A 25,553-nucleotide genomic window follows, 5' to 3' on the forward strand; every position below is an offset into this window, starting at 1 on the left:
TCGCCCCGGGTAGGGGGAATTTTTACCGCCGGAGGGGCACCGCCGGGCTCAGGCGCGGACTGCCTCCAGCTCGTTGCTGATGCGCCGTTCAAGTTCGGTCATGCCGATGGTTTCCGAGCCGCCGTGGGCTCGCAGGAACAGCAGGGACTCCAGCCGGAGGAGCCGCCATTCGCGTTCTGCGTCGTGGTTGGAATTGTCGATCGAGCGGAAGATTTCCTTGTCGTACAGGTTGGGCTCGTTGAGTGAACGCTGCCGAACCTTGGCGGCCATGCGCGCTTTGAACGGATCCGTTTCCTGGTTTTCCGGGGTACGGATCAGTTTCTCGTAGACGTCGGCGCGTTTGTCCTGGCCGTCCTGCCGGCAGATGTAGCTGGCCAGTGCCAGGGACGCTTCCACGGAGGTCCACCGGCCCGGGTTGCCGTCGTAGGGCAGCACGGTGAGGAGGTCCGCGACGGACAGCGCGGCGTCTGCGTCCTTGAGCGTGACGAACAGTTCGTGCGCGAGGTCGCTGAGGTCCTTCAGGCAGCTGCCGGACTTGAAGTTGACGCCTTTGGACAGCCGGTCGGCCAGGAGCAGGACACCCTCCGCATCAGGGTGCGCTTCCGCGGCGGCTTCCACCACGGATTCGGGCGTGCCGTCCGGTGCCGGGATGAGCGCGAGCTCCTCCTCGCTGGGCCCGTTCACGGCGGGCGGCGCGGGCGGCAGCGGGGGAAGGACGACGGCGGGCGCCACCGCAATGGGGCCCGTCCCGGCGGCCGGCTGGGCCGGCACGGCCCCTGCCTCGGCCAAGGGCGCGGCCTCAGGAAGGTCCGCCGGCAGCGGAAGCTGCGTGACGTCGTCGTGCGCTCCATCCACAACGGTGACCGTGGCGCCCACGGCAACCCTCAGCGTTCCGCCGCCGGAAAGGCTCGCCAGCACCAAGGCCGGGGAGCCGTAGTCGTCCCGCTCAAGCTCCACCTGGTCGATTTCGGCGGTGCGGTGGCCGTCCGGAAGGAGGATGTGGGTGCCGGTGGTCAGAGATCCAGCCTGCTGTTCACGGTGGTGCCTGGCGGCTGGTGTTTCGGTCATGGGAGTCCTTAAGTTCTCTTGCGGTCCGCCCTACAGTCTACAAAGGCGGGCACCTAAAACCGGGGACCCCCACGTCCCGGCGGGGATGTCAGAAGCCCACGCCTGCGAATGCCAGTGCCTGCCGGATGAGGCCGCCGCGGCCGCCGGAAAACTCCATCTGGACGCCCGGGCTGAGCACTTCCTCCGGGGTCATCCAGGTCAGTTCCAGGGCGTCCTGGCGGGGTTCGCACTCGCCCGTGACCGGGATGATGTACGCCAGCGACACGGCGTGTTGCCGCTCGTCGGTGAACCCCGTCTGGGACGGTGCCGGAAAGTATTCGGCCACCGTGAACGGCACCGGGCTGAGGGGAAGCTGGGGGAAGGCGAGGGGGCCCAGGTCCTTTTCCATGTGCCGCAGCAGTGCGGCGCGGATGGTCTCGCGGTAGATGACCCGGCCGGACACCAGGGAGCGCACCATGGTCCCGTCGGCATCGGCCTGCAGCAGTGTTCCCACCTCGTTGACGTAGCCCAGCGGGTCCAGCCTGACCGGAACTGCCTCCACGTACACCATGGGCAGCCGCCCGCGCGCCTCAAAGAGGTCTTCTTCGGAGAGCCAGCCGGGATTCGGGTCAGGTGTGCGCACGTTCATGGTTAAGTTCTACCCCATGGGGCGGCGCTCCGAGATCCAGACGGTGGCGGGCGCGTTGGGGCTGCCCGCGTCCGGATTGGCCACGTGGAGGGTGCTTCCGAAGGCCTCCTCGGTGATGCCGGCGGCGATCCCGGCGGCCGCGAGGCGCTCCCGCAACGGTTCCAGCGGGCCGCCGTACTCGAAGCCCAGGCCGGAGCGGGACGGCCCGGATGCCGCCCGAACCAGCAGGACGCCGCCGTTCTTGGCCGTGAAGTCGGCGGTTTCGTCGTCGTCGGGCACGGGCCGGGGGCGGGCGCCGATATGCAGCATGGTGCGGACGGCGGCTTCCGGATCTGCGGTGTACCAGACGGCGACGACGGCCAGGGCGGGGTCGGCGTCGGCGCACTGGGCGCCGTGGACGGCCTTGTCCGCCAGGAAGCTGAAGCCGTCCGGCGCGCTGATGCGGCAGGCTTCGCCGTGGTCGGCGGTGACCAGTTCGGCCGGCAGGGTTGCCTCCTCCTGCGCCGAGTCGTTGGTGCGGCGGGCGAATTCGGCGACGTCGCCCACTTCCACCGCAAAGACGGTGCGGCCGTCGCGGTCCGAACCGGCCTCGGCCGGGTGCAGCGCCAGGCGGCCCGACGCCGAATCGAAAACTTGCCAGCCGTCGTCGTCCTCTGTTTGTGCCATCCCCAGTACGGTAAGGAACTGCTTCCAGGTGTCGGTGCGCGAGGTGAAGTGGACGGGGCGGACTCGGAGCATGGCGTTGTCCTTGGTGCTGGGTGGTGTGCGGCTGTATGGCCATGATGCCACGTGGCCGGCCGGTGCGCAGGGGCTTGCGGCAGGTCATTTTCCCGGCAGAATGGGGCCATGGCCGATGACCTCGAGGAACTGCTGGTGCCCGACGCCGCTGCCTGGCGCGCCTGGCTGGAAGCGAACCACAGCACCAGCCCCGGCGTCTGGCTGGTGCTGCATAAGAAGGGCGGCACGGTGACCGGCCTCGACTATCCGGCGGCCCTGGATGAGGCCCTGTGCTTTGGCTGGATCGACGGTCAGCTCCGGCGCCGCGATGATGAAAGCTCGTTCCAGCGGATGACACCCCGGCGGCCCAGGAGTATCTGGTCGGCCCGCAACGTGGGGCATGTCGCCCGGCTGGAAGCGGAGGGAAAAATGACCGACGCCGGCAGGGCGGCAGTTGCCGCGGCCAAGGCGGACGGCCGCTGGGAAGCAGCCTACGGCGGCCAGGCCGACGTGGAGGTCCCCCCGGACCTTGCGGCAGCGATCGCCGCGAACCCGGCCGCGCAGGAGATGTTCGATGTCCTGACCAAGACCAACCTGTTCGCCCTGGTGTTCCGAACCAACACGGCCAAGCAGGCAGCCACCCGGGAACGCCGGATCGCCGCTTTCGTGGAGATGCTGGCACGGGGCGAGACGCCGTATGCGCAGAAGAAGCGCCCCGCAGGCCGTGACTAGCTGCGGCCGCATGACGCGCCGGATTCGGCTCCGGGCGGCCCGCCGGGTAAAATTGACGGTTCACTTGCGCTGGTGCCGTTCCCCGACCCGGGGGACGGCACTTGTGCGTTCAGCGACGGATCGATGACCCCATGCTCCCCAAAATTTTCGGACCGGCGTATGCCGCCCTTCGGCGCCGCCCCCTTCTGTGGACGGCCGCAGCCGTGGCCGTGCTCCTGGTGGCGGCGGCCCTGGTGATTACCGGAAACACGCGGACGGTCGACGGACAGCACGATGGTGCGGCACCCACGGCACCGCCAGCATCAACGGCACCCCCAGCATCAACGGCACCCCCAGGGCCGCAGGCGCCACCGGCTGGCCAAACCGGCTACCGGCCTGCCTACCATCTCACCCCGGACCAGCGGTGGATGAATGATCCCCAGCGGCCGTTCTTCCTGGATGGTCTCTGGCATTACTACTACCTCTACAACGCCGACTATCCGGAGGGGAACGGGACCGAATGGTTCCACGCCACCAGCACCGATCTGGTGCACTGGGAGAACCGGGGCGTGGCCATCCCCAAGTTCCGCAACGGACTGGGGGACATCGAGACCGGCTCCGCCGTGGTGGACACGGAAGGCGACGCGGGCTTTGGCAAGGGGGCGGTCATCGCGGTGCTCACCCAGCAGCTCGACGGCGTGCAGCGCCAGTCCCTTTTCTACTCCACGGACCAGGGCTACAGCTTCCAAAGCTATGGACAGAACCCGGTGATGGAAAACCCCGGCGCGGAGCACTGGCGGGACCCGCGCATTGTCCGCGACGACGCCAACAACCAGTGGCTCATGCTCCTCGCTGAGGGCCACAAGATCGGGTTCTATACCTCCCCCGACCTTAAGCGGTGGACCTATGTGTCCGGGTTCGAGCAGGACGGGCTGGGAATCCTGGAGTGCCCGGACTTCTTCCAAATGGACATCGACGGCGACCCCGCCAAACGCACCTGGGTCCTGGCCGCGAGCGCCAACGGTTCCAAAGAAGGCCGCACCACCGGCCTGGCCTACTGGACCGGCGGGTTCGACGGCAAGGCCTTCACGGCGGACGGCGGCCACCAGTGGCTCGACGGCGGGGCGGACTTCTACGCGGCCGTCACCTGGGATGATCCGCGCCAAAGCGATGGCCAGCGGAAGGCATCCCGGCACGCCATCGGCTGGATGAACAACTGGGCCTATGCCCGGGAGTTGCCCACTGACGGTTGGTTCGGGGCGGCTTCGGTGGTCCGCGACATCCGGCTCGCGTCCGGCGCCGGCCGCCCCGCCCTGGTGCAGGCGCCCACCCCTGCGCTCCAGTCCTTGGAAGGGACGCCTGTCCAGGTGCCCGCCGGCCCGATCCGGGATGCCCGTACCCTGCCCATCCCGGACACCGGAGCGTTCAAGGCCGACGTCGAGCTGGAAAAACCCGCCGACGGCACCGGGAAAGCCACCCTGCTCCTGCAAAGCGGTGGCACCACCTACGCCACCATCGGCTACGACTTCGCGGCCGGCCGGGCCTTCATCACCCGGGACGGGGACGCCGCGGCCGGCGGCCAGGGGAAGGGACCCTCCGAGGGCAGCGGCGAGTACCGCCAGGCCCGTTCGGTGGAGGCGCGCACCGCCGGCGGGACCGTGCAGCTGACCGCCTACGTGGACCGGTCCTCCGTGGAGGTTTTCGTGGACGGACAGTCCCTGACGTCCCTCATGTTCCCGCCGGCAGGTCCGAAAGAGGTCCGGTTGGCCGCTGACGTGCCCCTGACGCTGAAAGCCGGAACAGTCACGCCGCTGTCCGGTATCCGCTGAGCGCAGGCCCTGCCGGTTTGGCCGGGCTTGCCTGTCATACGGCCGGACCGGGCTGTTCAGTGGCCCGGCCGGCGGACATGACCGTGGCCGCTGCCTCCAGCGTCATCCAGGCCTGCAGCTGGGTGGCGAGCTCCACCGGCACTCCCGGCGGATAGGTCCGGTCCGCGGGTTGGCAGGCGTGAACGGAGAAGATGCTCCTGCCGGCCAGGGGCGCCTTTGCTTCACCGGCGCCCACCGGCCGCCGTCCGGCCCAGAACGCCTCGGCGGTGTCCAGCACCAACGCAGCGGCCGCAGCGCGGGCAGGCCCGGGTAGCCGCCGGTCCGCCGCGGCAAGCGCGAGGTACCTGCAGAGGATCCCGGTGAAGAGACCGCCGTCGCCCGTTCCTTCGCAGCGCAGCACCGTGCCGGCGTTGGCGTTGCCGCCGGCTGCCGGAACGGTCAGCAGCCGCTGGACGGAGTCCACCAGTGCGGCGGCCCGGGCCAGGTTGGCGTCGCCGCCCAGTTCCAGGAGGGCGCCCAGGACCGGGCCTTGGTTGTAGGTGTACAGCGACCGTTCCACCAGCACATCCCCGGCAGGACCCAGCCGTGCACCGTCGAGGTAGAGTCCCTGGTCCTGGTCGAAGAGGGTGGCGTCCAGCCAGTCCAGCAGCGTCTGTGCCATGCCGCGCCGGCCGGTGCGGGCATAGAACAACGCCACAGGTGCCGTGGCCGGGGTGTTCTTGAAATCGCGCTTCTTGCTCCAGAACGTCCCCCCGCCCAAATCGTCGGTGCAGGCGGAGTCGAACTGCAGGGCCAGTGCGGAACGCACCCGGGCGTTGCGCCGGCGTCCGGGCCGCTGCGCTTCTTCTGCGAGCTTGTCCAGCCGCAGGGTCGCCAGGGCCAGCCATGCCATGTCGTCGTAGTAGCTGTTCACGAGCGTCAGGGCATTGCGGAGCCTCATACCGGTGACCAGCCGTGAGGCGAGATGCCCTGCGCTGGGACGGTCCGGCCCGTTGAACCGAGCAGCCGGCGTGGCTCCGCCGGCCAGCTCTCGCAGGCCGGTGTCCACCAGGCAGTCCACGTAATGCGCCTGCCACCAGTAGTGCCATGGGGACAGCAGACCCGCGGCAGGCCTTGCGCCGCGGAGTGCGGCGAGCCACCGCTCCCGCGGCCGGCCGGGTTCTTGCCCCGCAACGGGTTCTTGCCCCGCCTCGGGGGCGTCCTTCCCGGCCGGGTGCCTGCCCTGCCACACCACGGCAGCGAGGTGCGTTCCGGGAAGGAGCACGAGGTTCCGGCCGAACAGCCCGGTCACGGAGCGGGCCGCGTGGTCCGCACGGTCCTGCCAAGTGGCCAAGGAGGTGCTGCTGGAGGTCATGCCGTCCACCCTAGCGGCGGTGCCGGGTCCTCGGCTCCGCAGGGGTGAGTGCGGCGGCGCCGTATTTCAGTTAACATTCATTAACTGTTGCCCGAGGCCGCGCCGCGGCCGGAGGCACGCGCATCAAGGAGGATGTATGGACATCAAAGGCAGCGTCGCCCTGGTCACAGGCGGGGCCTCCGGGCTGGGAGCGGCCACCGCACGCAGGTTGTTCGACGACGGCGCCTCGGTGGTGCTCCTGGACCTCGCCTCCTCGGGCGGCCAGGCGGTGGCGGACGACCTCAACGGCCGCGCCCAAGCCGGGCAGTCCGCCGTCTTCGCTGCGGCGGACGTGACCAGCGAAGCCGAGGTGCGGGCCGCCGTCGCAACAGCCGCCGGGCTGGGCCCGCTGCGGATCGTAGTGAACTGCGCAGGAATTGCCACTCCCGGCAAGGTGCTGGGCCGTGCTGGCGTCCTGCCGCTGGAAGCGTTCAGCCGCGTTGTCCAGGTCAACCTGGTCGGCACCTTCAACGTGCTGCGGCTGGCGGCCGAGGCCATGGCGGCCACCGAACCCGTCGCCACCCGGTTGGGCGGCCCGGAGCGCGGCGTCATCATCAACACGGCATCCGTGGCCGCTTTCGACGGGCAGATCGGCCAGCCCGCCTACTCAGCCTCCAAGGGGGCCGTGGCCGCCATGACGCTGCCCATCGCCCGGGAACTGGCACGCTCGCTGATCCGGGTGGTCACCATCGCCCCGGGCATCTTCGAAACGCCCATGATGGCAGGCCTGCCGCAGGAGGCCCAGGACTCGCTGGGCGCCCAGGTACCGCACCCGTCCCGGCTGGGGAAGCCGGCGGAGTACGCCAACCTGGTGGCGCACATCGTCGATAACGCCATGCTGAACGGGGAGACCATCCGCTTGGACGGCGCCATCCGGATGGGGCCGCGATGAGTTCCCCGGACATCCCGGACCTGCCGGCGGCGGACTTCTTCGCCGTCGAATCCATGCTGGGACAGGCCGAGCGCAACAAGCTGGCGGAGCTGCGGGACTTCCTTGCCGCCGACGTGGCACCCTACGCCGGCGACTGGTGGAACAAAGCCGAGTTCCCTGCCCACATCCTGCCCAAGCTGGCCGCCCTGGAACTGAGCACGCCGGCGCACCGGGGCTACAGCAACCTGTTCGCCGGGTTGGTCATCGCGGAGATGACCCGCGTGGACACCTCCCTGGCCACGTTCTTCCTGGTCCACCACGACCTCTTCGTCGAATCCCTGCACGCCTTCGGCTCGCCGGACCAGAAACGGCGGCTGCTGGCCGACGCCTCGAACCTGCGGATCACCGGCGCCTTCGCCCTCACCGAACCCCTGCACGGCTCCGACGTCGCCGGCGGCATGGAGACACGTGCCCGGCGGATTTCCTCCGGCACCGGAGAAGCGGACGACGCCGGCGACACGTGGGTGCTCAACGGCGCCAAACGTTGGATCGGCAACGGGACGTTCTGCGACTACATGCTGGTCTGGGCGCGCGACGAAGCCGACGGTTCAGTCCGGGGCTTCATCGTGGACGCCGGCCTGCCCGGCGTCAGCCGGAGCAGGATCGAGAACAAGATCGCGCTGCGGACCGTCCAGAACGCGGACATCGTTTTCAGCGACGTGCGGGTGCCGGAGGCGGACCGCTTCAGCGGCATCAGCAGCTTCGAGGACACCAAGGAGCTGCTGCGCAGTTCGCGGATCATGGTGGCCTGGCAGACGGTGGGCCAGCAGTTGGCGGCGTTCGACGTAGCCCGGCAGTACGCCGTGGAGCGGAAGCAGTTCGGCCGGCCGCTGGCGCACTTCCAGCTGATCCAGCAACAGCTGGTGACCATGCTGGGCAACACCGTGGCCAGCATGGGAATGATGGCAGGGATCGCCAGGCTCCAGGACCAGGGCGCCGCGGGCATGCCGCAGGTGGCCCTGGCCAAGTCCTACCTCAGCGCCCGGATGCGCGAAACCGTGGCGCTGGGCCGGTCCATCCTTGGCGGCAACGGCATTGTCACCGACTACCGGATGGCTAAGATCTTCGCCGACGCCGAGGCCATCTACACCTACGAGGGCTCGTTCGAGGTCAACACCCTGATCGTGGGCCGGGCCATCACAGGGGTGTCAGCGTTCGGGGGTTGAGCCTGTCGAAACCGGTCACGCGCCCGGGTACGGCTGCATCTCTCCTGCCTCCACGCGGATGTCCAGGCTGTTGTTCTTCACGGGCATGGGGCAGGTGCCGTAGGGGGTGAAGGCGCTGGGGTAGTTGATGGCACGGTTGAAGTCCAGGACCACGGAGCCGTCCGGGCGGGGCCGGGGCAGCGAAAGCTTCCGCCAGTCGTCCGTGGTCTCGCCGTTCGTTTCGTCGTGGAAGGTGACGGTCAGCGCGCCCAGTTTCTCCTCCTCGGCCTGCAGCCGGAACTCGTGGCTGCTGCCGGGGAGGCCAAAGACCACCTCACCCACGCTGCGGTGCACACCGTCCACCAGCGGGTTGGCGGTTCCGATCGGTACCTCCACCGGCTCAGGGTAGGGCACGAACCGGCCGGTGACTTCCCACTCCGGGTTGTACGGGTAGGTGGGGACGCCGTCGAACTCGGTGAACACCGGCGAGGCCGAATCCCGGGTGCGGATCGCGTATTTCCCGCCGCGCATCGCCAGTTCCACCACCACCTGGTTCCCGTCCGGGCCGCCGAACCGGACCCACATCAGCGACTCCTCGTCCGCGAGGACAGCGGACACGGTGCCGTCCACCTTTCCGCCCGTCTCCACCAGCGTGAGCCCGTCCGCCGGGACCGCGGTGAGTACCGCCGTCGTGCCGTCCACGGACCAGAGGCCCGGGGCGAGGTCGACGCCGGCAGGTGAGTCCTCGAGCCACTGGAAAGAGGTCAGGGTGAGCCAGCCGTGCGGGGCTGCCAGCGCCCTGTCCCGATTGGTGCGGAAGCGCTGCCAGCGCTCGAACTTGGCTGCGGTGGTGGTGGACATGGTTCCTTCCGGTTGCGTGTGCCCACGCTACAACCACGGGTATTTCCTGTTCATTCCGCCGGTGGCGACATCTTTTGAGACAGATTCCACTGTGGCGCCGGACCGGGGGTAGCATCTTTAGCTAGTAACGTGGCTCACAGTATCCAGCGCAGTGTACGAGCCAAGTCCGAAACCCTCGAAAGATAGCTTCCATGGCTCACACTGCAGCACATCCCGAAACAGACCTGGCCTCCGAACTGAGGGCAGACGTCCGCCGTGTTTCCACCCTCCTCGGCGAATCCCTGGTCCGCCAGCATGGGCCCGAACTCCTGGACCTCGTGGAACAGGTCCGGCTGCTGACCAAGGAATCCAAGGAAGCGGCGCGCGGCGGCGCGGACGCCACCGGCCCCTGGAGCGCGCACGACGTCGTCGCCCAGGTCCGCGAACTGCTCGGCTCCCTGCCGATTGAGCAGGCAACCGACCTGGTGCGCGCCTTCGCGTTCTACTTCCACCTGGCCAACGCCGCCGAGCAGGTCCACCGGGTCCGCGGCCTGCGAAACCGGGCGGAAAAGGACGGCTGGCTGGCCAAGACCGTGGCGGACATCGCCGAGCAGGCGGGCCCGGACGTCCTCCAGGAAGTGGTCAACGGGCTGGACGTCCGCCCAATCTTCACCGCACACCCCACCGAAGCGTCCCGCCGCTCGGTCCTGGACAAGATCCGCAAGATCTCCGACGTCCTGTCCCACTCCACGGCCGAGGGGTCAACGGCGCGGCGGAGGCAGGACCGGCAGCTGGCCGAGATCATCGACCAGATGTGGCAGACCGACGAACTGCGCCAGGTCCGGCCCACGCCCGTGGATGAGGCCCGGAACGCCATCTACTACCTGGGCGGCATCCTCACCGACGCCATGCCGCAGATGTTGTCCGAACTCGCCGACCTCCTGGGTGAGCACGGTGTCAGCCTGGCCGCCAAGGACGCACCCATCCGGTTCGGTTCCTGGATCGGCGGTGACCGCGACGGCAACCCGAACGTCACCGCGGCCGTGACCCGGGAAATCCTCCAGATCCAAAACCAGAGCGCCATCCGCATCAGCATCGGCATGATCGATGAACTGATCTCCGTGCTCTCCAACTCCACCGCCCTGGCCGGTGCCGACCGCGCGCTGCTCGAATCAATCGAAACGGACCTGAAGAACCTGCCGGGCCTGGACAAGCGGGTCCTGGAACTGAATGCGCAGGAGCCCTACCGGCTGAAGCTCACCTGCATCAAGGCCAAGCTCATCAACACGGGCAAGCGGGTGGCAGTCAATTCGAACCACGAGCACGGGCGCGACTACAACGCCACCGATGAACTCATGGCCGACCTGCAGCTGCTCGAACTCTCGCTCCGCAACCACTCGGCAGCCCTGGCCGCAGACGGTTCGCTGGCACGGGTGCGCCGCGCCATCGCCTCGTTCGGGCTGCACCTGGCCACGCTGGACATCCGCGAACACGCCGACCACCACCACGACGCCGTCGGGCAGTTGATGGACCGGATTGGTGGCCCCGGGCTGCGCTACGCGGAGCTGAGCCGCGAGGAACGCTTCGAGGTTCTGGGCTCCGAACTGGCGTCCCGCCGCCCGCTCTCCGGCCACCCGATCAAGCTCGACGGCGCCGCCGACGGCACCTACGACGTCTTCCGGGAGATCCGGCGGGCCCTGCGCATGTACGGGCCGGACGTCATCGAAACCTACATCATCTCCATGACCCGCGGCGCCGACGACGTCCTCGCCGCTGCCGTCCTGGCCCGCGAAGCCGGCCTGGTGAACCTGTTCGGCGACAAGCCTTACGCCAAGCTTGGCTTCGCCCCGCTGCTGGAAACGGTGGAGGAGCTGCGGGCCTCGGCCGAGATTGTCGACCAGCTGCTGTCCGATCCCTCCTACCGGGAGCTGGTGCGGTTGCGCGGGGACGTCCAGGAAGTGATGCTGGGCTACTCGGACTCGAACAAGGAATCCGGCGTCATGACCAGCCAGTGGGAGATCCACAAGACCCAGCGCAAGCTGCGCGATATCGCGGCCAAGCACGGTGTCCGCGTCCGCCTGTTCCACGGCCGCGGCGGTTCCGTGGGCCGTGGCGGCGGACCCACCTATGACGCCATCCTGGCCCAGCCCAACGGCGTCCTGGAAGGCGAAATCAAGTTCACGGAACAGGGTGAGGTCATCTCGGACAAGTACTCCCTGCCCGAACTGGCCCGGGAGAACCTGGAACTCTCACTCGCTGCGGTGCTGCAGGGTTCGGCCCTGCACCGCACCCCCCGGACTTCCGAGGACCAGCGGGAGCGATACGGACACGTCATGGAGTCCATCTCGGATGCCGCGTTCGACCGCTACCGCAAGCTGATCGACCACCCGGACCTGCCCGCCTACTTCATGGCGTCCACGCCGGTGGAACAGCTCGGGTCGCTCAACATCGGCTCCCGGCCGTCCAAGCGTCCGGATTCGGGCGCGGGCCTCGGCGGCCTGCGCGCCATCCCATGGGTGTTCGGCTGGACGCAGTCGCGGCAGATCGTGCCGGGCTGGTTCGGCGTGGGCTCGGGGTTGAAGGCTGCCCGGGAAGCCGGTCACTCCGCCCAGCTGGTGGAGATGATGGACCACTGGAACTTCTTCCGGTCCGTGCTGTCCAACGTGGAGATGACCCTGGCCAAGACGGACATGGACATCGCCGGCTACTACGTGTCCACCCTGGTCCCGGAGGGACTGCACCACCTGTTCCGCACCATCCGGGAGGAATACGAACTCACGGTGGCCGAGGTCCGGAAGCTCACCGGCGAGGACATCCTCCTGGACGCCCAGCCCACGCTGAAGCGTTCCCTGGAGATCCGCGACCAGTACCTGGATCCCATCAGCTACCTGCAGGTCGAACTGATGCGCCGTATCCGGACCGAGGCGGAAATCAGCGGGGCCGAGATCGACGAGCGCCTCCAGCGGGCCATGCTCATCACCGTGAACGGTGTTGCCGCAGGCCTGCGCAACACCGGCTAGGAACGCCCGCTCACTTCCGGCGGCTTTTCTTCCGACGCGGGCTCACCTATTGCCGTTGGCATCCCAACGCGCGCTCACGTTTTGCGGTTCCAACCCAAACCCCCGCTCACGTTTTACCATTCCAACCCCAACCCCCGCTCACTCTCTTGAAGAGAGTGAGCGGGGGTTGGGTTTTTGGGGACAGGATGTGAGCGGGGGTTTGGGTTTTGGGGACAGGATGTGAGCGGGGGTTGGGTTTTGGGGGACAGGATGTGAGCGGGGGTTGGGTTCTTGGCGGCAGGATGTGAGTGGGGGTTGGGTTTTCGGGGACAGGATGTGAGCGGGGGTTTGGATAGGGTGGAGGGCATGCCTTCCTTCCAGACCCGCCTCAAGATCACCGGGCTGCGGCCGGGGAATCCGCCGGAGTCCGTCATGGACGCCGCCGTGGAGGCGCTGGGCACCCGCCACCACGTGGAGGCGCACCAGCTGCAGATTGCCGGCGGAGTGCCGCAACTCAACCTTCGATTCCTTGTGGAAGCCACCGAGTACTCCGGTGAGAACCAGCAGGCGCTGGAGTCGGCAAGCATGATGCGCGACGCCGTCGAACGCGTTGCGCTGACAGGTGCGCTCAGCGTGCTGCGGCGCAGCCGCGGCAAGTGGCTGCCCGTCTAGCCTGCGTCCGGAATGGGCTCGTCCTCCACGGGGGACCTGTCGCCGCGCCGGCGGGTGACGATCAGCCCCACGACGGCGCCGATCACCAGGCCCACGGCCACCCCGATGAGGGAACTGGCCCAGAACGGCAGCCTGGTGGTTGACCCCGTAAAGTACCCCAGCCCGACGAGCCAGCAGGCCCAGAGGACCGCCCCCAGCCCGGCGCAGAGTCCGAAGCCGCGCACCGAGACATTTGCGACCCCTGACGCTGCTGAGGTTGCCAGCCGGCCGCCGGGGATGAACCGTGCGCCGATGATGGTGCCATAGGTGGACGACCGCCCGGCCTTGGCCAGGGCTGCATGGATGCCGGCGTGCACCCGGCGCCCCCATTTCCAGCGGTCCAGTACGTGGCTGAGCCGGCGGCGGAACAGGTGGAACACCACCATGTCGCCAATCCAGGACGCCAGGGCGGCGAGCACCAGGACGAGGAACACGTTGGCCCGGCCGTCCGCGGACAATGCGCCGCCGGTAATCACCACCATCTCCGAGGGGATGGGCGGGAAAATGGCGTCGCCAACCACCAGCGGGATGACCCAGAAATAGAGGGCCGCTCCCCAGCTGTCAGCGCTGCCGAAGTCCATTGCCACAAGGTACCGCACTTTTGCCGGCCCGGCGGTGCCCGTGACGGCACCCACCCGGGGAGGGATACCGCAGAGGCCGTGCGTGCCCGGAACGCACGGTGGAGTGGGAAACTGGCGGCATGCGGATCACGGTTTTGCAGGGCGACATAACGCAGCGGCGGGTGGATGCGGTGGTCAATGCCGCGAATTCGTCGCTGCTCGGCGGCGGGGGAGTGGACGGGGCGCTGCACCGGGCAGCCGGTCCGGAACTGTTGGCTGCGTGCCGTCAGTTGCGGGCAGCGGACCTCCCGCACGGACTGCAGACCGGCGCCGCCGTGGCAACGGCGGGGTTCCAGCTGCCGGCCCGCTGGGTCATCCATACGGTGGGCCCGAACCGGCATGCCGGGCAGACCAACCGGGCCCTCCTGGTGTCCTGCTTCAGCGAAAGCCTGCGGCTGGCGGACTCCCTGGGCGCCCGCGGACTGGCGTTCCCGGCGGTGGGTGCGGGCGCTTACGGCTGGGCGGCGGATGCCGTCGCCCAGGCGGCCCTGGACGCCGTGGCCGGGTTCCAGGCGCTGCACCCGGCCAGCGACCTGGAGGTGGTGGAGTTCGTGCTCCACACGTCCGGGGTTGAAGAGGTGTTCAGGGACGTGTTCGGACAGCTTCGCTGAGGTCCAGGGCGCTGCGGTACTCTACTGGCCGGCCTGAGATCGGGTCGACGAAGCGGATGCCGCGGGCCAGCAGCTGCAGCGGTTTCGCGTAGTCGTCCGGGGCTTTGTCCAGCAGGTCAGGGTAGAAGGCGTCGTTGACGATCCCAAGTCCCAGCGAGGCCATGTGCACCCGCAGCTGGTGGGTCTTGCCGGTGTGTGGTTCCAGCCGGTACCTGGCAAGGCGGCGCCTGCCGGTGCCGCTGCCACCGGTACCCGCGGCACCCTCCGGGCCACCGTCGTCGAACGTTTCCAGCTGCTCTATCCTGGTTTCCGCGTTCGGCTCGCCGTCAATGACTTCCGCCAGCAGGTAGCTTCGGGACTTGGTCATCCGGTTGCGGACCACCACGGGAAATTCGACGGCGGGATGTCCCGGAGCGGGCTCCGCGGCGGAGACGCACTCGTACTCCTTCTGCACCTGCCGCTTCTCGAACAGCACCTGGTACTTGCCGCGGGTCTGCGGGTTGGTGGAGAAGAGCAGGACCCCGGCCGTCATGCGGTCCAGCCGGTGCATGGGAATCAGGTCCGGCAGGTCCAGTTGGTTCCGCAGCCGGACCAGGGCGGACTCCTGGATGTAGGTCCCGCCCGGGGTGGTGGGGAGGAAGTGCGGCTTGTCCACCACCAGCAGGTGCTCGTCCTGGTGCAGGATGGACAGCTCGACGGGCAGCCGGGTCTCAGGCGGCAGCGTGCGGTAGTACCAGATGAAGGTGTGGTCCTGGAGCGGGGTGCTGCGGTCCAGGGGGATGCCGCCCTCGCCCACGATCTCGCCGGCGTCGAACCGGTCCTCGATGCCCTGCGGATCGATGTGCCCCCAGCGGTGCATCATGTAGTCCATCGCGGTGTCCCAGGGGCCCTCGTCCGGGAGGCGGAGGCGGGTGGCGTTGACGCCGTCGCGCACGGGGAGGGGGGATTGCATCACCGCCCTATTCTACCGGTGCCCTTGGGCGGCCAGCGGGGCCAGGATCACGCGGACCACCGACGACAAAAAAGTTCTTGACAATAAAAGTTGTCGGTAGCGAGAATGGTGGCATGCAGGAAATTGCAGTCATCGAGGACCCGGCCGCGGCCGAAGCGTCGCTGGACCCCATCCGCACCAGCATCCTGCGGGAGCTGGCCCGGCCCGGCTCCGCAACGCAGCTGGCGGTTCGGGTGGGCCTGCCCAGGCAAAAGGTCAACTACCACCTCAAGGCGCTGGAGCGGCATGGACTGGTGGAGCTGGTGGAGGAGCGCCGCAAAGGGAACGTCACCGAGCGCGTGCTCCAAGCCACCGCAGCTTCCTATCTGATCTCGCCGTCCGCGCTGGCCTCGATCTCGCCGGATCCGCACCGTTTCTCAGACCGTTTCTCCGCATTCTGGCTGCTGGCGCTCGCCGGCCGGATGGTCCGGGAAGTGGGAAAACTGATAGCCGGTGCCGCCGCTGCCCGGCAGAAACTGGCCACATTCGCCATCGACGGCGAGATTACTTTCCGCACCGCCGCCGACCGGGCAGCCTTCGCCGAGGAGCTCGGCGTGGAGGTCACCCGGCTGGTGGACAAGTACCACGACGACCGGCCCCCACAGGGGCGGCGGCACCGGCTGGTTGTGGCCCTGCACCCGGTCCTCAAAGAAACCTATGCCCCCAAGGCAACCAACGAATCCACTCCAGGCAAGGAACAGGACAAATGAACAACAAGCGCTCCTTTGAAATCGTCCACGACTCTGAGCTTCCCGGCACGCCCGAGCGGGTGTGGGAAGCCGTCACCGCCGGAACCCCGGCCTGGATGTTCCCCACGGACCAGTGGCCAGCGGTCAGGACCGTGGAAGAGTACCCCAGCCACCTGGTATCCAGGATGGAAGGCCCGGACGGCTGGTTCAACCAACTGGAACACGTCCTGGAGCCGCTGGACGGCGGCCGCGCACGCCTGCACTACGTCCATAGCGGCATTTTCGCCGACAACTGGGATGAGCAGTACGACGGCGCCAGCCGCCACACCGAGTTCTACCTGCACACGCTGGGCCAATACCTGCAGTACTTCGACGGCAGTCCCGTGGTGTTCACCGACATTCAGGCTCCCCCGGCTTCGCAGGCACCGGACGGGTTCGCCAAGCTGCGGGAAGCGCTGGGCCTGGGAACCGCCGGGCAGGGGGACAGCTTTGACGTGGAGCTCGACGGCGTGGGGCGGCTGGCGGGCGAGGTGGACTTCTCGAACGAGCACTTCCTGGGCCTGCGTACCCAAAACGCCTTGTACCGGTTCTTCGGCCGCAACGCCTTCGGCGCCCCGGTGGGCATGACGGTTCACGATTTCGGCGGCGCCGGCGACTCCGAGACCACGGCCAAGGCATGGGCCGGGTTCCTGGAGCACGTGTACGCGTAGCCACGACTCCCGTTTGGCGCGCGAAATCGCCGGAGCGGTGCGGGATCGCCGTTCCGCTCCGGCGGTTACGCACACCTCCGGCGATTTCCGTGGCTCGGGTCAGCCGGTGGCCGGATCAGGCGATGGCGACGGCGGGGGCGTGGATCAGTGACCGGCGCAGCTGGGGAGCGGCGTCCAGCCGGTCCTGGGCGGCGCGGAGTCCCAGCACCGCCGCCTCCAGTTTGTCCGGTGCGAGCGTGAAGGGCAGGCGCAGGTTGCGTTCAAAGGCGCCCCCGATCCCGAACCTGGGGCCGGCCGCGAGCCTGATGCCGAATTCCGGCGCCAAGACCGTGAGGGCCGTGCTGATGGGGGCGGGAAGCCTGCACCAGACGGAGAGGCCCCCGGCGGGAGGAGTCGTCTGCCAGGTGGGCAGGTGTTCCGCGAGCAGGCCGAGCAGGGTTGAGCGGTTGCCCCGCAGCGTGTGCAACAGTGCGGGCAGCGGCTCCTCAAGTGCCCGCACCAGGTGGGCTGCAGCCAGCTGCTCCATGACGGGGCCGCCCAGGTCCAGCGTGGTGCGCGCGGCGGCGAAGCGCTGGATCATCGGTTCGGAGGCGCGGATCCACCCGGTGCGCAGGCCGCCCCAATGCGACTTGCTCAACGAGCCGATCGATACGATTCCGCTGCCGAAGCCGGCCAGCGGAGTGGTGGCGATGCCGTCGAGGTTGAGGTCGCGCAGCGTTTCATCCGCCACCAGCACTGTTCCGGATGCGGCCGCCGCGCGGGCCAGCAGGCGCCGTTGTTCGTCGGGCATGATCATCCCAGTGGGGTTGTGGAAGTCCGGCACCAGGTAGGCGAGCTTGGGCCGCTGCTGGACCAGGGCCGATTCGAGGGCCGGCAGGTCCCAGCCGGACTCGGCGAAAGCCACCGGGACGGGGCGGCAGCGGGCGGAACGGATGGCATCCAGTGCGTGGGGATAGCTGGGGTGCTCCACCAGGATCCTGTCCTGCCGGTCGGCCAGGGTCCGGATGATGATGGTCAAGGCGTGCTGCGCTCCGGACGTGACCATGACCTGCCCCGGCTGGGTGGGTACACCGGCAGCCGTGTACCGGTCCGCAACTGCCTGGCGCAACGGCAGCAGTCCCAAGGCGTCATAGCCAAAACCCGGCAGCAGGGCAGGCAGCTCCGTCAGCGCCGCGGCAAAGGCCCGGTGCACCACTTCGCCGCTGGCGGGCAATGCTGAATAGGCCAGATCGATCAGCCCTTCAGGGGCGGTCAGGCCTGGCGCCGCCAGCGGGGAAGCGGATTGGGGTTGCGGGCCGAAAAGCGCCGGCCCGAACGGGGTCAGTTCCGGGATGCGGGTCTTGCCCCGGCTGCCTTGGCCGGTGCTCAGGAAGCCCTGGTCCCGGAGGGTGGCATACGCCGCCGTAACGGTTGTCCGGCTGACCCCGAGGACGGAGCTGAGCGAGCGCTCGCTGGGCAGGGCGGTATCCAGGGCAATCCGGCCGTCCAGGATTAGGAGCCGTACCACGTCCGCCAACTCGCGGTAGGCCGGCCCGGTGCCGCTGTTCCACGGGCCGAGGAGGCGGGACAAAGCCTGGGGAGTGAGGACAGCCATAGAGCCAGTATCTCAAACTGGCTATGTATTCCAATGCCAGTTGCGTGGAATGGTTGTTCTCATGATGACCCGCAGACTCCTCCAACTCTTTACCGGCCTGGCCATGTACGGCATCTCGCTGGCCATGTTCATCCGTGCCGGCCTGGGCCTGGACCCCTGGGATGTGTTCCACCAGGGCGTTGCCAACCGGAGCGGTTTGAGCATCGGGGTGGTGGTTATCGCGGTGAGTTTCCTGGTGCTGCTCCTGTGGATTCCGTTGCGGCAGTGGCCGGGGTTCGGCACCCTGTGCAATGCGGTACTGGTGGGAGTGTTCGCGGACATCGGGCTGGCAGTGATCCCGCAGGTTTCCCTCCTGGCCGGCCAGATCGGCCTCCTCGGCGGGGCCATCGTGCTGAACGGCATCGCTTCCGCCTGCTACATCGGGGCACGCTTCGGGCCGGGCGCACGGGATGGGCTGATGACCGGCCTGGCCCGCCGGACCGGCTGGTCGGTCCGGCTGTCCCGCACCCTCATTGAAGTGGCCGTGCTGGCCATCGGGTGGCTGCTCGGCGGCTCCGTGGGCGTGGGCACCGTGGTTTATGCCTTGGCCATCGGCCCCTTGGTCCATGTCCTGCTGCCGCGCTTCATGGTCCCTGCGGCGACGCCGAAAGCGGCAAGCAAGCCGGCTCCCGCCAACTGCTGAGTCCCCGCCAGGCCTGCTGCTGTCAGTCCGGCACCGGCTGGCACGTGGGGCAGAAGTAAATGTCCCGTTCCTCCTCGCCGTTGGGCTTGCCCAGGAGGCCTCGCTGGATGGGAGTCCCACACTTGAGGCACGGTCGTCGTTCCCCGCCGTACACCCAATAGCCGGGCCTGCCGGCCATCCTGCCTACAGGGAGGCCGCGGGCATTGAGGACAGTAACGCGGCGGCCGGGGCCGAGGTTGGCCTCCAGCAATTGTTTGGCGTCGGTCATCATGGTCCGCACGTCCACGACGTCGGCCACGGGCGTGGCGGGATGCACTCCCGACAGGAAGCACGCCTCGCAGCGGTAGATGTTGCCGATGCCCGCGAGATTCCGTTGGTCCAGCAATGCCACGCCGATCGGTACCTCCGGGCGGGACCGGACACGGCGTTCGGCTTCATCCAGGTCCCAGTCCGGGCCCAGGAGGTCCGGACCCAGGAATCCCACGACGGAGTCCTCATTGGCCGTGGCCACCACTTCCAGGATTCCCAGGGAGAAGCCGACGGCGTCCGCAGCGGCCGTTCGCAGTACGCACCGGGCGGTGAATCCGGGCTTCCGCCACCGTCCGCCCGGCGGGTAGACCTGCCAGGCCCCGTCCATTTTCAGGTGCGAGTGGATGGTCAGCCGTTTGTCCTCCGGGCCCACCACCCGCATCAGCAGGTGCTTGCCGCGCGGGACCACTTCCTCGACGGTCCACCCTGCAAGGTTCAGCGTGGCAAACCGCGGCACACGGAAATCCGAGGCAAGCAGCGCCTGCCCTGCCAGGGCCTGGTGCAGTTGACGGGCGGCCCGCCAGACGGAATCCCCCTCAGGCACGGATCCTCAATCCCTTTGGCGTGGAGTAGGCGCCGGCGGCGCTGAGGGCTGCGGCAACGGGGGTGTCCAGGATTCCCTGCCCGTTCACCTTCTCCATGATCAGTTTGTCCACGGCTCCCCGGGTGACCACCCCGACCAGGGCAGCGCCGGCAGCCGCCAGGACGGCGGCGTCATCGCTGAACGCCAAAAGAGTCTTGCCACCGCGTTCCACGTACAGCACCAGCGCGCCATCCACCAGCACTACCAGGGCACCCGCCTTCCGGCCGGGGCGGTGGCCGGTGCCGGCGTCGTCCCTCAGTGCGGGCCAGGGGAGGGCCGCGCCGAACGGGTTGGCGGGATCGGTGGCGGCAAGGGCCAGGGCCACCGGTTCCGCCTTGGCCAGTTGCGTGTCCTCCGAGTAGGAACGGAGCCGGTCCACGGTGGCGGGAACGGCGAACTGGGCCGCGCCGAGGTGTTCGATGAAGTAGCCGCGCCGGCACCGGCCCGCTTCCTCCAGCCGCGCCAGTACCTTGTACATGAGCCCGAAGCCGCCGAGGATTTGTTCGGCCATGACCGAGCCCCTGGTGACCACGCCATACCGGTCCAGCAGGAGTTCAGCAGTGGCGCGGGCGTGGATGGTCGCATCGAGTTCGGGCTCGGGAAGGGCGGACCAGCGGCCGGCTGCCGTAGCAGGCGTTGAAGCTCCCTGCGCTCCGTACCGGCCGCCGGCCAGCCCGGGGGAGCCCATCAGGCCGGTGCCGTGGGAGCGGCCCAGCCGGCTCAACCGCGGTGCCCGGGCGCGCGGGGCACGGGCCACTTGCCGGTGCGCTGTATGCCCGCCGGCGATCAGGGACCGGACCGGGGCGAATGTGTCGCCGGTAATCCTGCCGGCCCATGCGAGTTCCCACAGCGCGGTGACCACCTCTTGGTCGCTGAGGACGGCGTCCATGCCGCCGGCCACTTCGGTGAGCTGCCGGAAGAAGTACCCGCCACCGTTGTTCCGCAGGTGGTCCAGGAGGCGCCGGCCGGCATCTCCGGGCTCGAAGTCAGGGGCAGGATTGAGCGTCAACTCCGCGGAGTCAGCGAGGTGGAGGCTGATCCAGCCGTCGTTTCCCGGCAGGGATCCGGCGCCCGACCACAAGACCTCACCTGCCGCCATGAGTTCATCCAGCATGGCGGGCTGGTAGTTGGATACCCGGCTTGCCAGGACCAGCGGCTCCCAGGCCGAGGCGGGAACGGGGACCCCGGAGAGCTGGTCGATGGCGGTGATGATGCCGTCCAGGCCGCGCAGGGAGGGTTGGCCGCGCCCGCCGCCGGGGGTTCTGACATGCTGCCAGGCCGGCAGGAAGCGCCCATAGGCTGCGGCGTCCACCGGTTCCACTTCGGCGCGCAGCGCGGCCAGGGAGCGGCGGCGGAGCTTGCGCAGCACCTCGGCGTCGCACCATTCGCTGGCGACCGCCTGCTGGCCGACAGGTGAGGAGCTGCCCGATGGTGCCGGCTGATCAGCCGGCCGGCTTTGATCCCCCGACCCCGATTCCTGCCCGCCCGGCTCCAGCGGTGGGGCCTCGGGCGGGGTGGCGTGGGGCCGGAACTCTCCTTCCACGACGCGTCCGTCCGCTGCCAGCCGTTTCAGTGCCGTGCCCACCACGGCAACGCCCAGGCCCAGCCGGGTGGCGGCCTCGGCTGCCGTGAAGGGACCGTGTGTCCGGGCATACCGGGACACGAGGTCGCCCAGCGGATCGGCAACGGGTTCGATGAAGGCCAATGGCACACCCATGGGCAGCGGCACGCCGATGGCATCGCGGAGGCGGGCGGCATCCTCGACGGCGGCGAACCGCTCAAACCCGCCGATGTTGACCTTGATGGCGCGATTGGCCCGCTGGAGCGCGGCAAGGTGGGCGGCCGCGTCGGCGACGGCGGCGGGGGTGTCGGACTGCCCGGTTTCGGTGGCCTCAACCGAAGGAGAGGTTTCGGCAGGTTCCACGGCCGGAGAGGTCTCGGCAGCCTCAACCGGCGGCGCCGTGCCCTGCAACCGCGCGGCTGCCTCTTCCGGCGCGAGCGGGCCCAGCAGCCGCAGGAGGTCGGCCACTCCCTCCATGCCCCGCGCACGCCGGTCCGGGGTCAGCCGCTGCAGTTCGCGTTCGGTGGCCTCAATGACCTTGGCGTCCAGGAGTTCGCGCAGTTCCACCCGGCCCAGCAGTTCGTTGAGCAGCGTGGAGTCCAGGGCCAGGGCCGCGGCTCGGCGTTCCGCGAGCGGGGAGTCGCCTTCGTAGAGGAACTGGGCGACGTAACCGAAGAGCAGGGACTTGGCGAATGGCGAGGGCTGCTGGGTGGTGGTCTCCACAATCCGCAGCTCGCGCCTTTCCACGGAGGCGGCGATGTCCTTCAAGGCCGGCAGATCGTAGACGTCCTGCAGGCATTCCCGGACCGTTTCGAGCACGATGGGGAACGTGGGGTACTTCCTGGCCACGTCCAGCAGTTGGGCCGACCGCTGGCGCTGCTGCCAGAGCGGCTGGCGCTTGCCGGGGGTCTGCCGGGGCAGCAGCAGCGCGCGGGCCGCACACTCGCGGAAACGCGAGGCGAAGAGGGCGCTGCCGCCCACCTCGGCGGTGACGATCTGCTCCAGTTCCTCCGGGTCGAAGAGGAACAGTTCGGCGCCCGGGGGCTCGTCTTCCATCATGGGCACCCGCAGGACGATGCCGTCGTCGGCCGCCATGGCCGAGCCGTCCAGCCCGTACCGCTGGTGAAGCCGCTGGCCCACCGCGAGGGCCCACGGCGCGTGGACGGGCATGCCGAACGGGCTGTGCAGGATCACGCGCCAGTCGCCCAGTTCGTCGTGGAACCGCTCCACCACGAGCGTGGTGTCGCTGGGGACCACCTCGGTGGCCTGCTTCTGCTCGCTGAGGTACTGGATGAGGTTGTTGGCAGCGAAGTCGTCCAGGCCGCTGGCTTTGCACCGTTCGGTGGCCGGGCCGGGATCGGACGCGGACAGTTCGCGGACGAACGCGCCCAGGGCGCGGCCAAGGTCCACCGGGCGGCCCAGGGAGTCGCCCTTCCAGAATGGCAGCTTGCCGGGCTGGCCGAACGCGGGGGAGACCAGGACGCGGTCGTGGGTGATGTCCTCGATCTTCCAGCTGGTGGCGCCGAGGGCAAAGACATCGCCCACCCGCGACTCGTAGACCATTTCCTCGTCGAGTTCGCCCACACGCCGCCCACCCTTGGGCGCACGCGCCGGTTTTCCGTCCTCGGCCGGGGACGCCGAGCCTTCCGCCTCCGTGCCGATGATGTAGACGCCGAACAGTCCGCGGTCCGGGATGGTGCCGCCGGACGTGACGGCCAGCCGTTGCGCGCCGGGACGGCCCTCGATGGTGCCGGCATTCCGGTCCCAGATGATCCTGGGGCGGAGTTCGGCGAATTCGTCGGACGGGTACCGTCCCGCCAGCAGGTCGAGGGTGGCCTCGAACGCGGAGCGGGGGAGGGACGCGAAGGGAGCGGAACGGCGCACGGTGCTGAACCATTCCTCCACGTCGATGCTCCCAAGGGCCGTTGCCGCCACCGTCTGCTGGGCCAGGATGTCCAGCGGGTTGGCCGGGATGGCCAGCCGCTCGATCTTGCCATCCAGCATCCGTTCCACGGTGATGGCCGTGTGGACCAGGTCCGCCCGGTGCTTGGGGAACAGGACGCCTTGGGAGACCTCGCCCACCTGGTGGCCTGCACGGCCCACCCGCTGCAGGCCGCTGGCCACCGACGGGGGCGATTCGACCTGGACCACCAGGTCCACGGCACCCATATCGATGCCAAGTTCCAGCGATGACGTGGCCACCACGCACCGCAGCCGCCCGGATTTGAGGTCGTCCTCGATCAATGCCCGCTGGTCCTTGGAAACGGAACCGTGGTGCGCCCGCGCCAGTACCGGATCTGCGCCGGCGGAACTGCCCGCTTGCGCCATCATGTGCGCGGGTGTGGCCGTTGACGCGGGAAGGCCCGACGACGGTCCCCCCGGGGTGCCCGGCCCGGCGTCGAGCCCTTCCGGGGCGGCGTCGTCCCAGCCGCCGCCCACGGCCACCAGCTGGCGTTCGGCGTAGATTTCGTTGAGCCGGGCGGTGAGGCGTTCGGCGAGGCGCCGGGAGTTCGCGAAGACGATGGTGGACTGGTTGGCCAGCACCAGGTCAACGATCTTTTCCTCCACATGGGGCCAGATGGATGCCTGCGGCTGGAGGCCGGAAGCGGGCCCGGAGTCGAACGCGCGCGCAGCGCCCTGCAGGTCCGACATATCCTCCACCGGCACCGACACCGTAAGGTCCCAGTTCTTGCTGGCCGGCGGCGCGACGATTTCCACGGGCGCGGAACCGGCCAGGAACTGCGCCACGAGTTCCCGCGGCTCCACGGTTGCGGAAAGCCCGATGCGTTGCGCAGGTTTGGGCAGCAGCGCATCGAGCCGCTCCAGGGACACCGCAAGGTGGGCGCCGCGCTTGGTTCCGGCCACGGCATGGACCTCGTCGATGATGATGGTGTCCACCTCGGTGAGGGTTTCGCGGGCCCTGGAGGTGAGCATGAGGAACAGCGATTCGGGGGTGGTGATGAGGATGTCCGGCGGGTTGCTGAGCAGGGCCCGGCGGTCCGCTGTGGGGGTGTCCCCGGACCGGACGCCCACGGTGATCAGCGGTGCCGGGAGCCCCAGCCGCTTGGCTGTTTGCGTGATGCCGATCAGCGGCGAGCGGAGGTTGCGTTCGACGTCGACGCCCAACGCCTTGAGGGGCGAAATGTAGAGGACGCGGGTTTTGCGTTTGGGTGCCCGGGACCGCTTGCCTTTGGCCGGGGTTTCCGCTGCGGGATCGGTGGGCGGCGGGGCCGTGCCGAGGAGGCGGTCCAGGGCCCACAGGAAGGCGGCGAGGGTCTTGCCGGACCCGGTGGGCGCCACCACCAGTGCGTGCGAACCTGACGAGATGGCAGTCCAGGCCCCGGCCTGGGCCGGTGTTGGTTCGGAAAAGGCGCCTAGGAACCAGTCCCTGGTGGCGCGGCTGAATTGGGCCATGGGCGCAGCGGAGCCGGGAGCGCTGCCGGCAGGACGCTGTTCCTGGTTCATGCCTCCATCATGCCCCAAGGCACCGACACTGGGTTTCGACGGCCGCCGCGACCCGGCGTGGGTGCCGGGTCGCGGCCAGGTCCGCCGGGCCGTGCGCGGTCAGGCCGGTTGGAACGCCCCGATGGAGAGCAAGGTGATTTGCGCGTTGCCGCAGGCCTTGGTGGGCTGCGGGAGGAACAGGGAGTCGGTGTCCTCGGGCGGGTAGACCCGGTAGCCGGCGGCATCCACCGGCGAGCAGTCCATGTAGTTGCCGGCCTGCGTGTAGCGCAGTACCGCGGTGCCGGTCTGGCCGGGGGCCAGCAGGACGTCAACCACTCCCGTGGAGTCGTCGCGCGCGGCCGGGGCTCCGATCGGGGCGCCTGCGGCGTCCGCAACCAGGGAGACGCCGGCGAATCCCTTGAGGATGCAGGGTTCGGTTCCCTTGTTGGTGAGGTTGAGCTTCATGTAGACGCTGCCCGCCGCGCCGCCGCCGGAGGCATCGGTGGCGGCCGTGAGTCCGGCCGCCTTGCACAGGGCAGGCGCTCCGGCGGCGGTGGTGCCGGGGGCGGGGGAGTCCGGCGTCGTGGCAGGTGCGGAGGACGACGGCGGGGCCGAGGATGCCGACGACGTGGGCGACTGGCTGGCCTGCCCGGTGGCGGGCGTCGTCGTCGTTTGGGACTGCGGCTGGCTTGGAGCGCACGCGGTGAGCAACAGCGTTGCCGTTGCGGCCGCCGTCGTCAGGGCAATCGCCTGGGAAATTATCTGAGACCTCATGGCACCACCTTCG

21 protein-coding genes are annotated in these 25,553 nt (G+C 68.9%); 10 read left to right on the forward strand and 11 right to left on the reverse strand.

Annotated elements, in window-relative coordinates; all coding sequences use genetic code 11:
• Nucleotides 1-48: 48 nt before the first annotated feature.
• The 3 genes from AC4EEV_RS14410 to AC4EEV_RS14420 form a co-directional block, all read right to left on the reverse strand.
• Nucleotides 49-1,068, reverse strand: a complete 1,020-nt coding sequence (locus AC4EEV_RS14410) for a DUF6707 family protein (protein WP_491329262.1) — start codon at nucleotides 1,066-1,068, stop codon at nucleotides 49-51.
• A gap of 88 nt (nucleotides 1,069-1,156) precedes the next feature.
• Complete coding sequence (locus AC4EEV_RS14415) at nucleotides 1,157-1,696, reverse strand: NUDIX hydrolase family protein (RefSeq protein WP_018763774.1); 540 nt, start codon at nucleotides 1,694-1,696, stop codon at nucleotides 1,157-1,159.
• Nucleotides 1,697-1,705: 9 nt separating this feature from the next.
• Nucleotides 1,706-2,434 carry a VOC family protein gene (locus AC4EEV_RS14420; protein WP_491329263.1) on the reverse strand — a complete coding sequence of 243 codons (729 nt, stop codon included), beginning with the start codon at nucleotides 2,432-2,434 and terminating at the stop codon, nucleotides 1,706-1,708.
• Nucleotides 2,435-2,542: 108 nt separating this feature from the next.
• Here AC4EEV_RS14420 and AC4EEV_RS14425 point away from each other — a divergent pair, with 108 nt between their 5' ends.
• Both AC4EEV_RS14425 and AC4EEV_RS14430 read left to right on the forward strand, forming a co-directional pair.
• The gene (locus AC4EEV_RS14425; RefSeq protein WP_491329264.1) at nucleotides 2,543-3,145 is read left to right on the forward strand and encodes a YdeI/OmpD-associated family protein; all 603 of its coding nucleotides are present in this window, start codon (nucleotides 2,543-2,545) and stop codon (nucleotides 3,143-3,145) included.
• A 131-nt stretch (nucleotides 3,146-3,276) separates the two neighbouring features.
• Nucleotides 3,277-4,953, forward strand: a complete 1,677-nt coding sequence (locus AC4EEV_RS14430; protein ID WP_491329265.1) for a glycoside hydrolase family 32 protein — start codon at nucleotides 3,277-3,279, stop codon at nucleotides 4,951-4,953.
• A gap of 34 nt (nucleotides 4,954-4,987) precedes the next feature.
• Here AC4EEV_RS14430 and AC4EEV_RS14435 read toward each other — a convergent pair whose 3' ends face one another.
• Nucleotides 4,988-6,307 (reverse strand): glycoside hydrolase family 76 protein, encoded by a 1,320-nt coding sequence (locus tag AC4EEV_RS14435; protein ID WP_491329266.1) that lies wholly within the window; start codon nucleotides 6,305-6,307, stop codon nucleotides 4,988-4,990.
• A 136-nt stretch (nucleotides 6,308-6,443) separates the two neighbouring features.
• Between AC4EEV_RS14435 and AC4EEV_RS14440 the strand changes: the two genes are divergently transcribed.
• Together AC4EEV_RS14440 and AC4EEV_RS14445 are read left to right on the forward strand one after the other, a co-directional pair.
• Complete coding sequence (locus tag AC4EEV_RS14440) at nucleotides 6,444-7,238, forward strand: SDR family NAD(P)-dependent oxidoreductase (protein ID WP_133831089.1); 795 nt, start codon at nucleotides 6,444-6,446, stop codon at nucleotides 7,236-7,238.
• Nucleotides 7,235-8,443: an acyl-CoA dehydrogenase family protein gene (locus AC4EEV_RS14445; protein WP_491329267.1), complete on the forward strand. Its 1,209-nt coding sequence runs from the start codon at nucleotides 7,235-7,237 to the stop codon at nucleotides 8,441-8,443. The genes AC4EEV_RS14440 and AC4EEV_RS14445 overlap by 4 nt, the downstream gene beginning before the upstream one ends.
• A gap of 15 nt (nucleotides 8,444-8,458) precedes the next feature.
• Here AC4EEV_RS14445 and AC4EEV_RS14450 read toward each other — a convergent pair whose 3' ends face one another.
• On the reverse strand, nucleotides 8,459-9,283 hold the full coding sequence (locus AC4EEV_RS14450) for a DUF1684 domain-containing protein (RefSeq protein WP_491329268.1): 825 nt from the start codon (nucleotides 9,281-9,283) through the stop codon (nucleotides 8,459-8,461).
• A gap of 191 nt (nucleotides 9,284-9,474) precedes the next feature.
• On the opposite strand from AC4EEV_RS14450, the gene ppc reads away from it, so the two are divergent.
• Together ppc and AC4EEV_RS14460 are read left to right on the forward strand one after the other, a co-directional pair.
• On the forward strand, nucleotides 9,475-12,282 hold the full coding sequence (ppc, locus tag AC4EEV_RS14455) for a phosphoenolpyruvate carboxylase (protein WP_491329269.1): 2,808 nt from the start codon (nucleotides 9,475-9,477) through the stop codon (nucleotides 12,280-12,282).
• Nucleotides 12,283-12,627: 345 nt separating this feature from the next.
• Nucleotides 12,628-12,933, forward strand: coding sequence for a hypothetical protein (locus tag AC4EEV_RS14460; RefSeq protein ID WP_109045907.1), 306 nt, complete (start codon nucleotides 12,628-12,630; stop codon nucleotides 12,931-12,933).
• Here the strand turns inward: AC4EEV_RS14460 and AC4EEV_RS14465 are convergent.
• A complete protein-coding gene (locus AC4EEV_RS14465) occupies nucleotides 12,930-13,553 on the reverse strand; it encodes a DedA family protein (protein WP_043424487.1) in 624 nt (207 codons plus the stop codon). The genes AC4EEV_RS14460 and AC4EEV_RS14465 overlap by 4 nt on opposite strands.
• Nucleotides 13,554-13,672: 119 nt before the next feature.
• On the opposite strand from AC4EEV_RS14465, the gene AC4EEV_RS14470 reads away from it, so the two are divergent.
• Complete coding sequence (locus AC4EEV_RS14470) at nucleotides 13,673-14,203, forward strand: O-acetyl-ADP-ribose deacetylase (protein WP_491329270.1); 531 nt, start codon at nucleotides 13,673-13,675, stop codon at nucleotides 14,201-14,203.
• On the opposite strand, the gene AC4EEV_RS14475 is transcribed toward AC4EEV_RS14470, so the two are convergent.
• On the reverse strand, nucleotides 14,175-15,155 hold the full coding sequence (locus AC4EEV_RS14475; protein ID WP_491330893.1) for an RluA family pseudouridine synthase: 981 nt from the start codon (nucleotides 15,153-15,155) through the stop codon (nucleotides 14,175-14,177). The two genes, AC4EEV_RS14470 and AC4EEV_RS14475, sit on opposite strands and share 29 nt — an antisense overlap.
• Nucleotides 15,156-15,268: 113 nt before the next feature.
• On the opposite strand from AC4EEV_RS14475, the gene AC4EEV_RS14480 reads away from it, so the two are divergent.
• Both AC4EEV_RS14480 and AC4EEV_RS14485 read left to right on the forward strand, forming a co-directional pair.
• Nucleotides 15,269-15,904, forward strand: a complete 636-nt coding sequence (locus AC4EEV_RS14480) for a helix-turn-helix domain-containing protein (RefSeq protein ID WP_491329271.1) — start codon at nucleotides 15,269-15,271, stop codon at nucleotides 15,902-15,904.
• Nucleotides 15,901-16,593: an SRPBCC family protein gene (locus AC4EEV_RS14485; RefSeq protein WP_491329272.1), complete on the forward strand. Its 693-nt coding sequence runs from the start codon at nucleotides 15,901-15,903 to the stop codon at nucleotides 16,591-16,593. Before AC4EEV_RS14480 ends, AC4EEV_RS14485 begins: the two co-directional genes overlap by 4 nt.
• A gap of 115 nt (nucleotides 16,594-16,708) precedes the next feature.
• On the opposite strand, the gene yczR is transcribed toward AC4EEV_RS14485, so the two are convergent.
• Complete coding sequence (yczR, locus tag AC4EEV_RS14490; RefSeq protein WP_491329273.1) at nucleotides 16,709-18,187, reverse strand: MocR-like transcription factor YczR; 1,479 nt, start codon at nucleotides 18,185-18,187, stop codon at nucleotides 16,709-16,711.
• Between the two features lie 61 nt (nucleotides 18,188-18,248).
• On the opposite strand from yczR, the gene yczE reads away from it, so the two are divergent.
• The gene (gene yczE, locus AC4EEV_RS14495; RefSeq protein WP_491329274.1) at nucleotides 18,249-18,869 is read left to right on the forward strand and encodes a membrane protein YczE; all 621 of its coding nucleotides are present in this window, start codon (nucleotides 18,249-18,251) and stop codon (nucleotides 18,867-18,869) included.
• A gap of 22 nt (nucleotides 18,870-18,891) precedes the next feature.
• Here the strand turns inward: yczE and AC4EEV_RS14500 are convergent, their stop codons facing one another.
• From AC4EEV_RS14500 to AC4EEV_RS14510, 3 genes are all read right to left on the reverse strand, one after another.
• Nucleotides 18,892-19,722, reverse strand: coding sequence for an Fpg/Nei family DNA glycosylase (locus tag AC4EEV_RS14500; RefSeq protein ID WP_491329275.1), 831 nt, complete (start codon nucleotides 19,720-19,722; stop codon nucleotides 18,892-18,894).
• The gene (locus tag AC4EEV_RS14505) at nucleotides 19,715-24,787 is read right to left on the reverse strand and encodes a DNA glycosylase AlkZ-like family protein (RefSeq protein WP_491329276.1); all 5,073 of its coding nucleotides are present in this window, start codon (nucleotides 24,785-24,787) and stop codon (nucleotides 19,715-19,717) included. The genes AC4EEV_RS14500 and AC4EEV_RS14505 overlap by 8 nt, the downstream gene beginning before the upstream one ends.
• Nucleotides 24,788-24,886: 99 nt before the next feature.
• Entirely contained in the window at nucleotides 24,887-25,540 is a 654-nt protein-coding gene (locus AC4EEV_RS14510) for a DUF4232 domain-containing protein (RefSeq protein WP_026265151.1), read from the reverse strand.
• Between the last annotated feature and the right edge of the window lie 13 nt (nucleotides 25,541-25,553).

This window comes from Pseudarthrobacter sp. MOO14, from assembly GCF_058267675.1.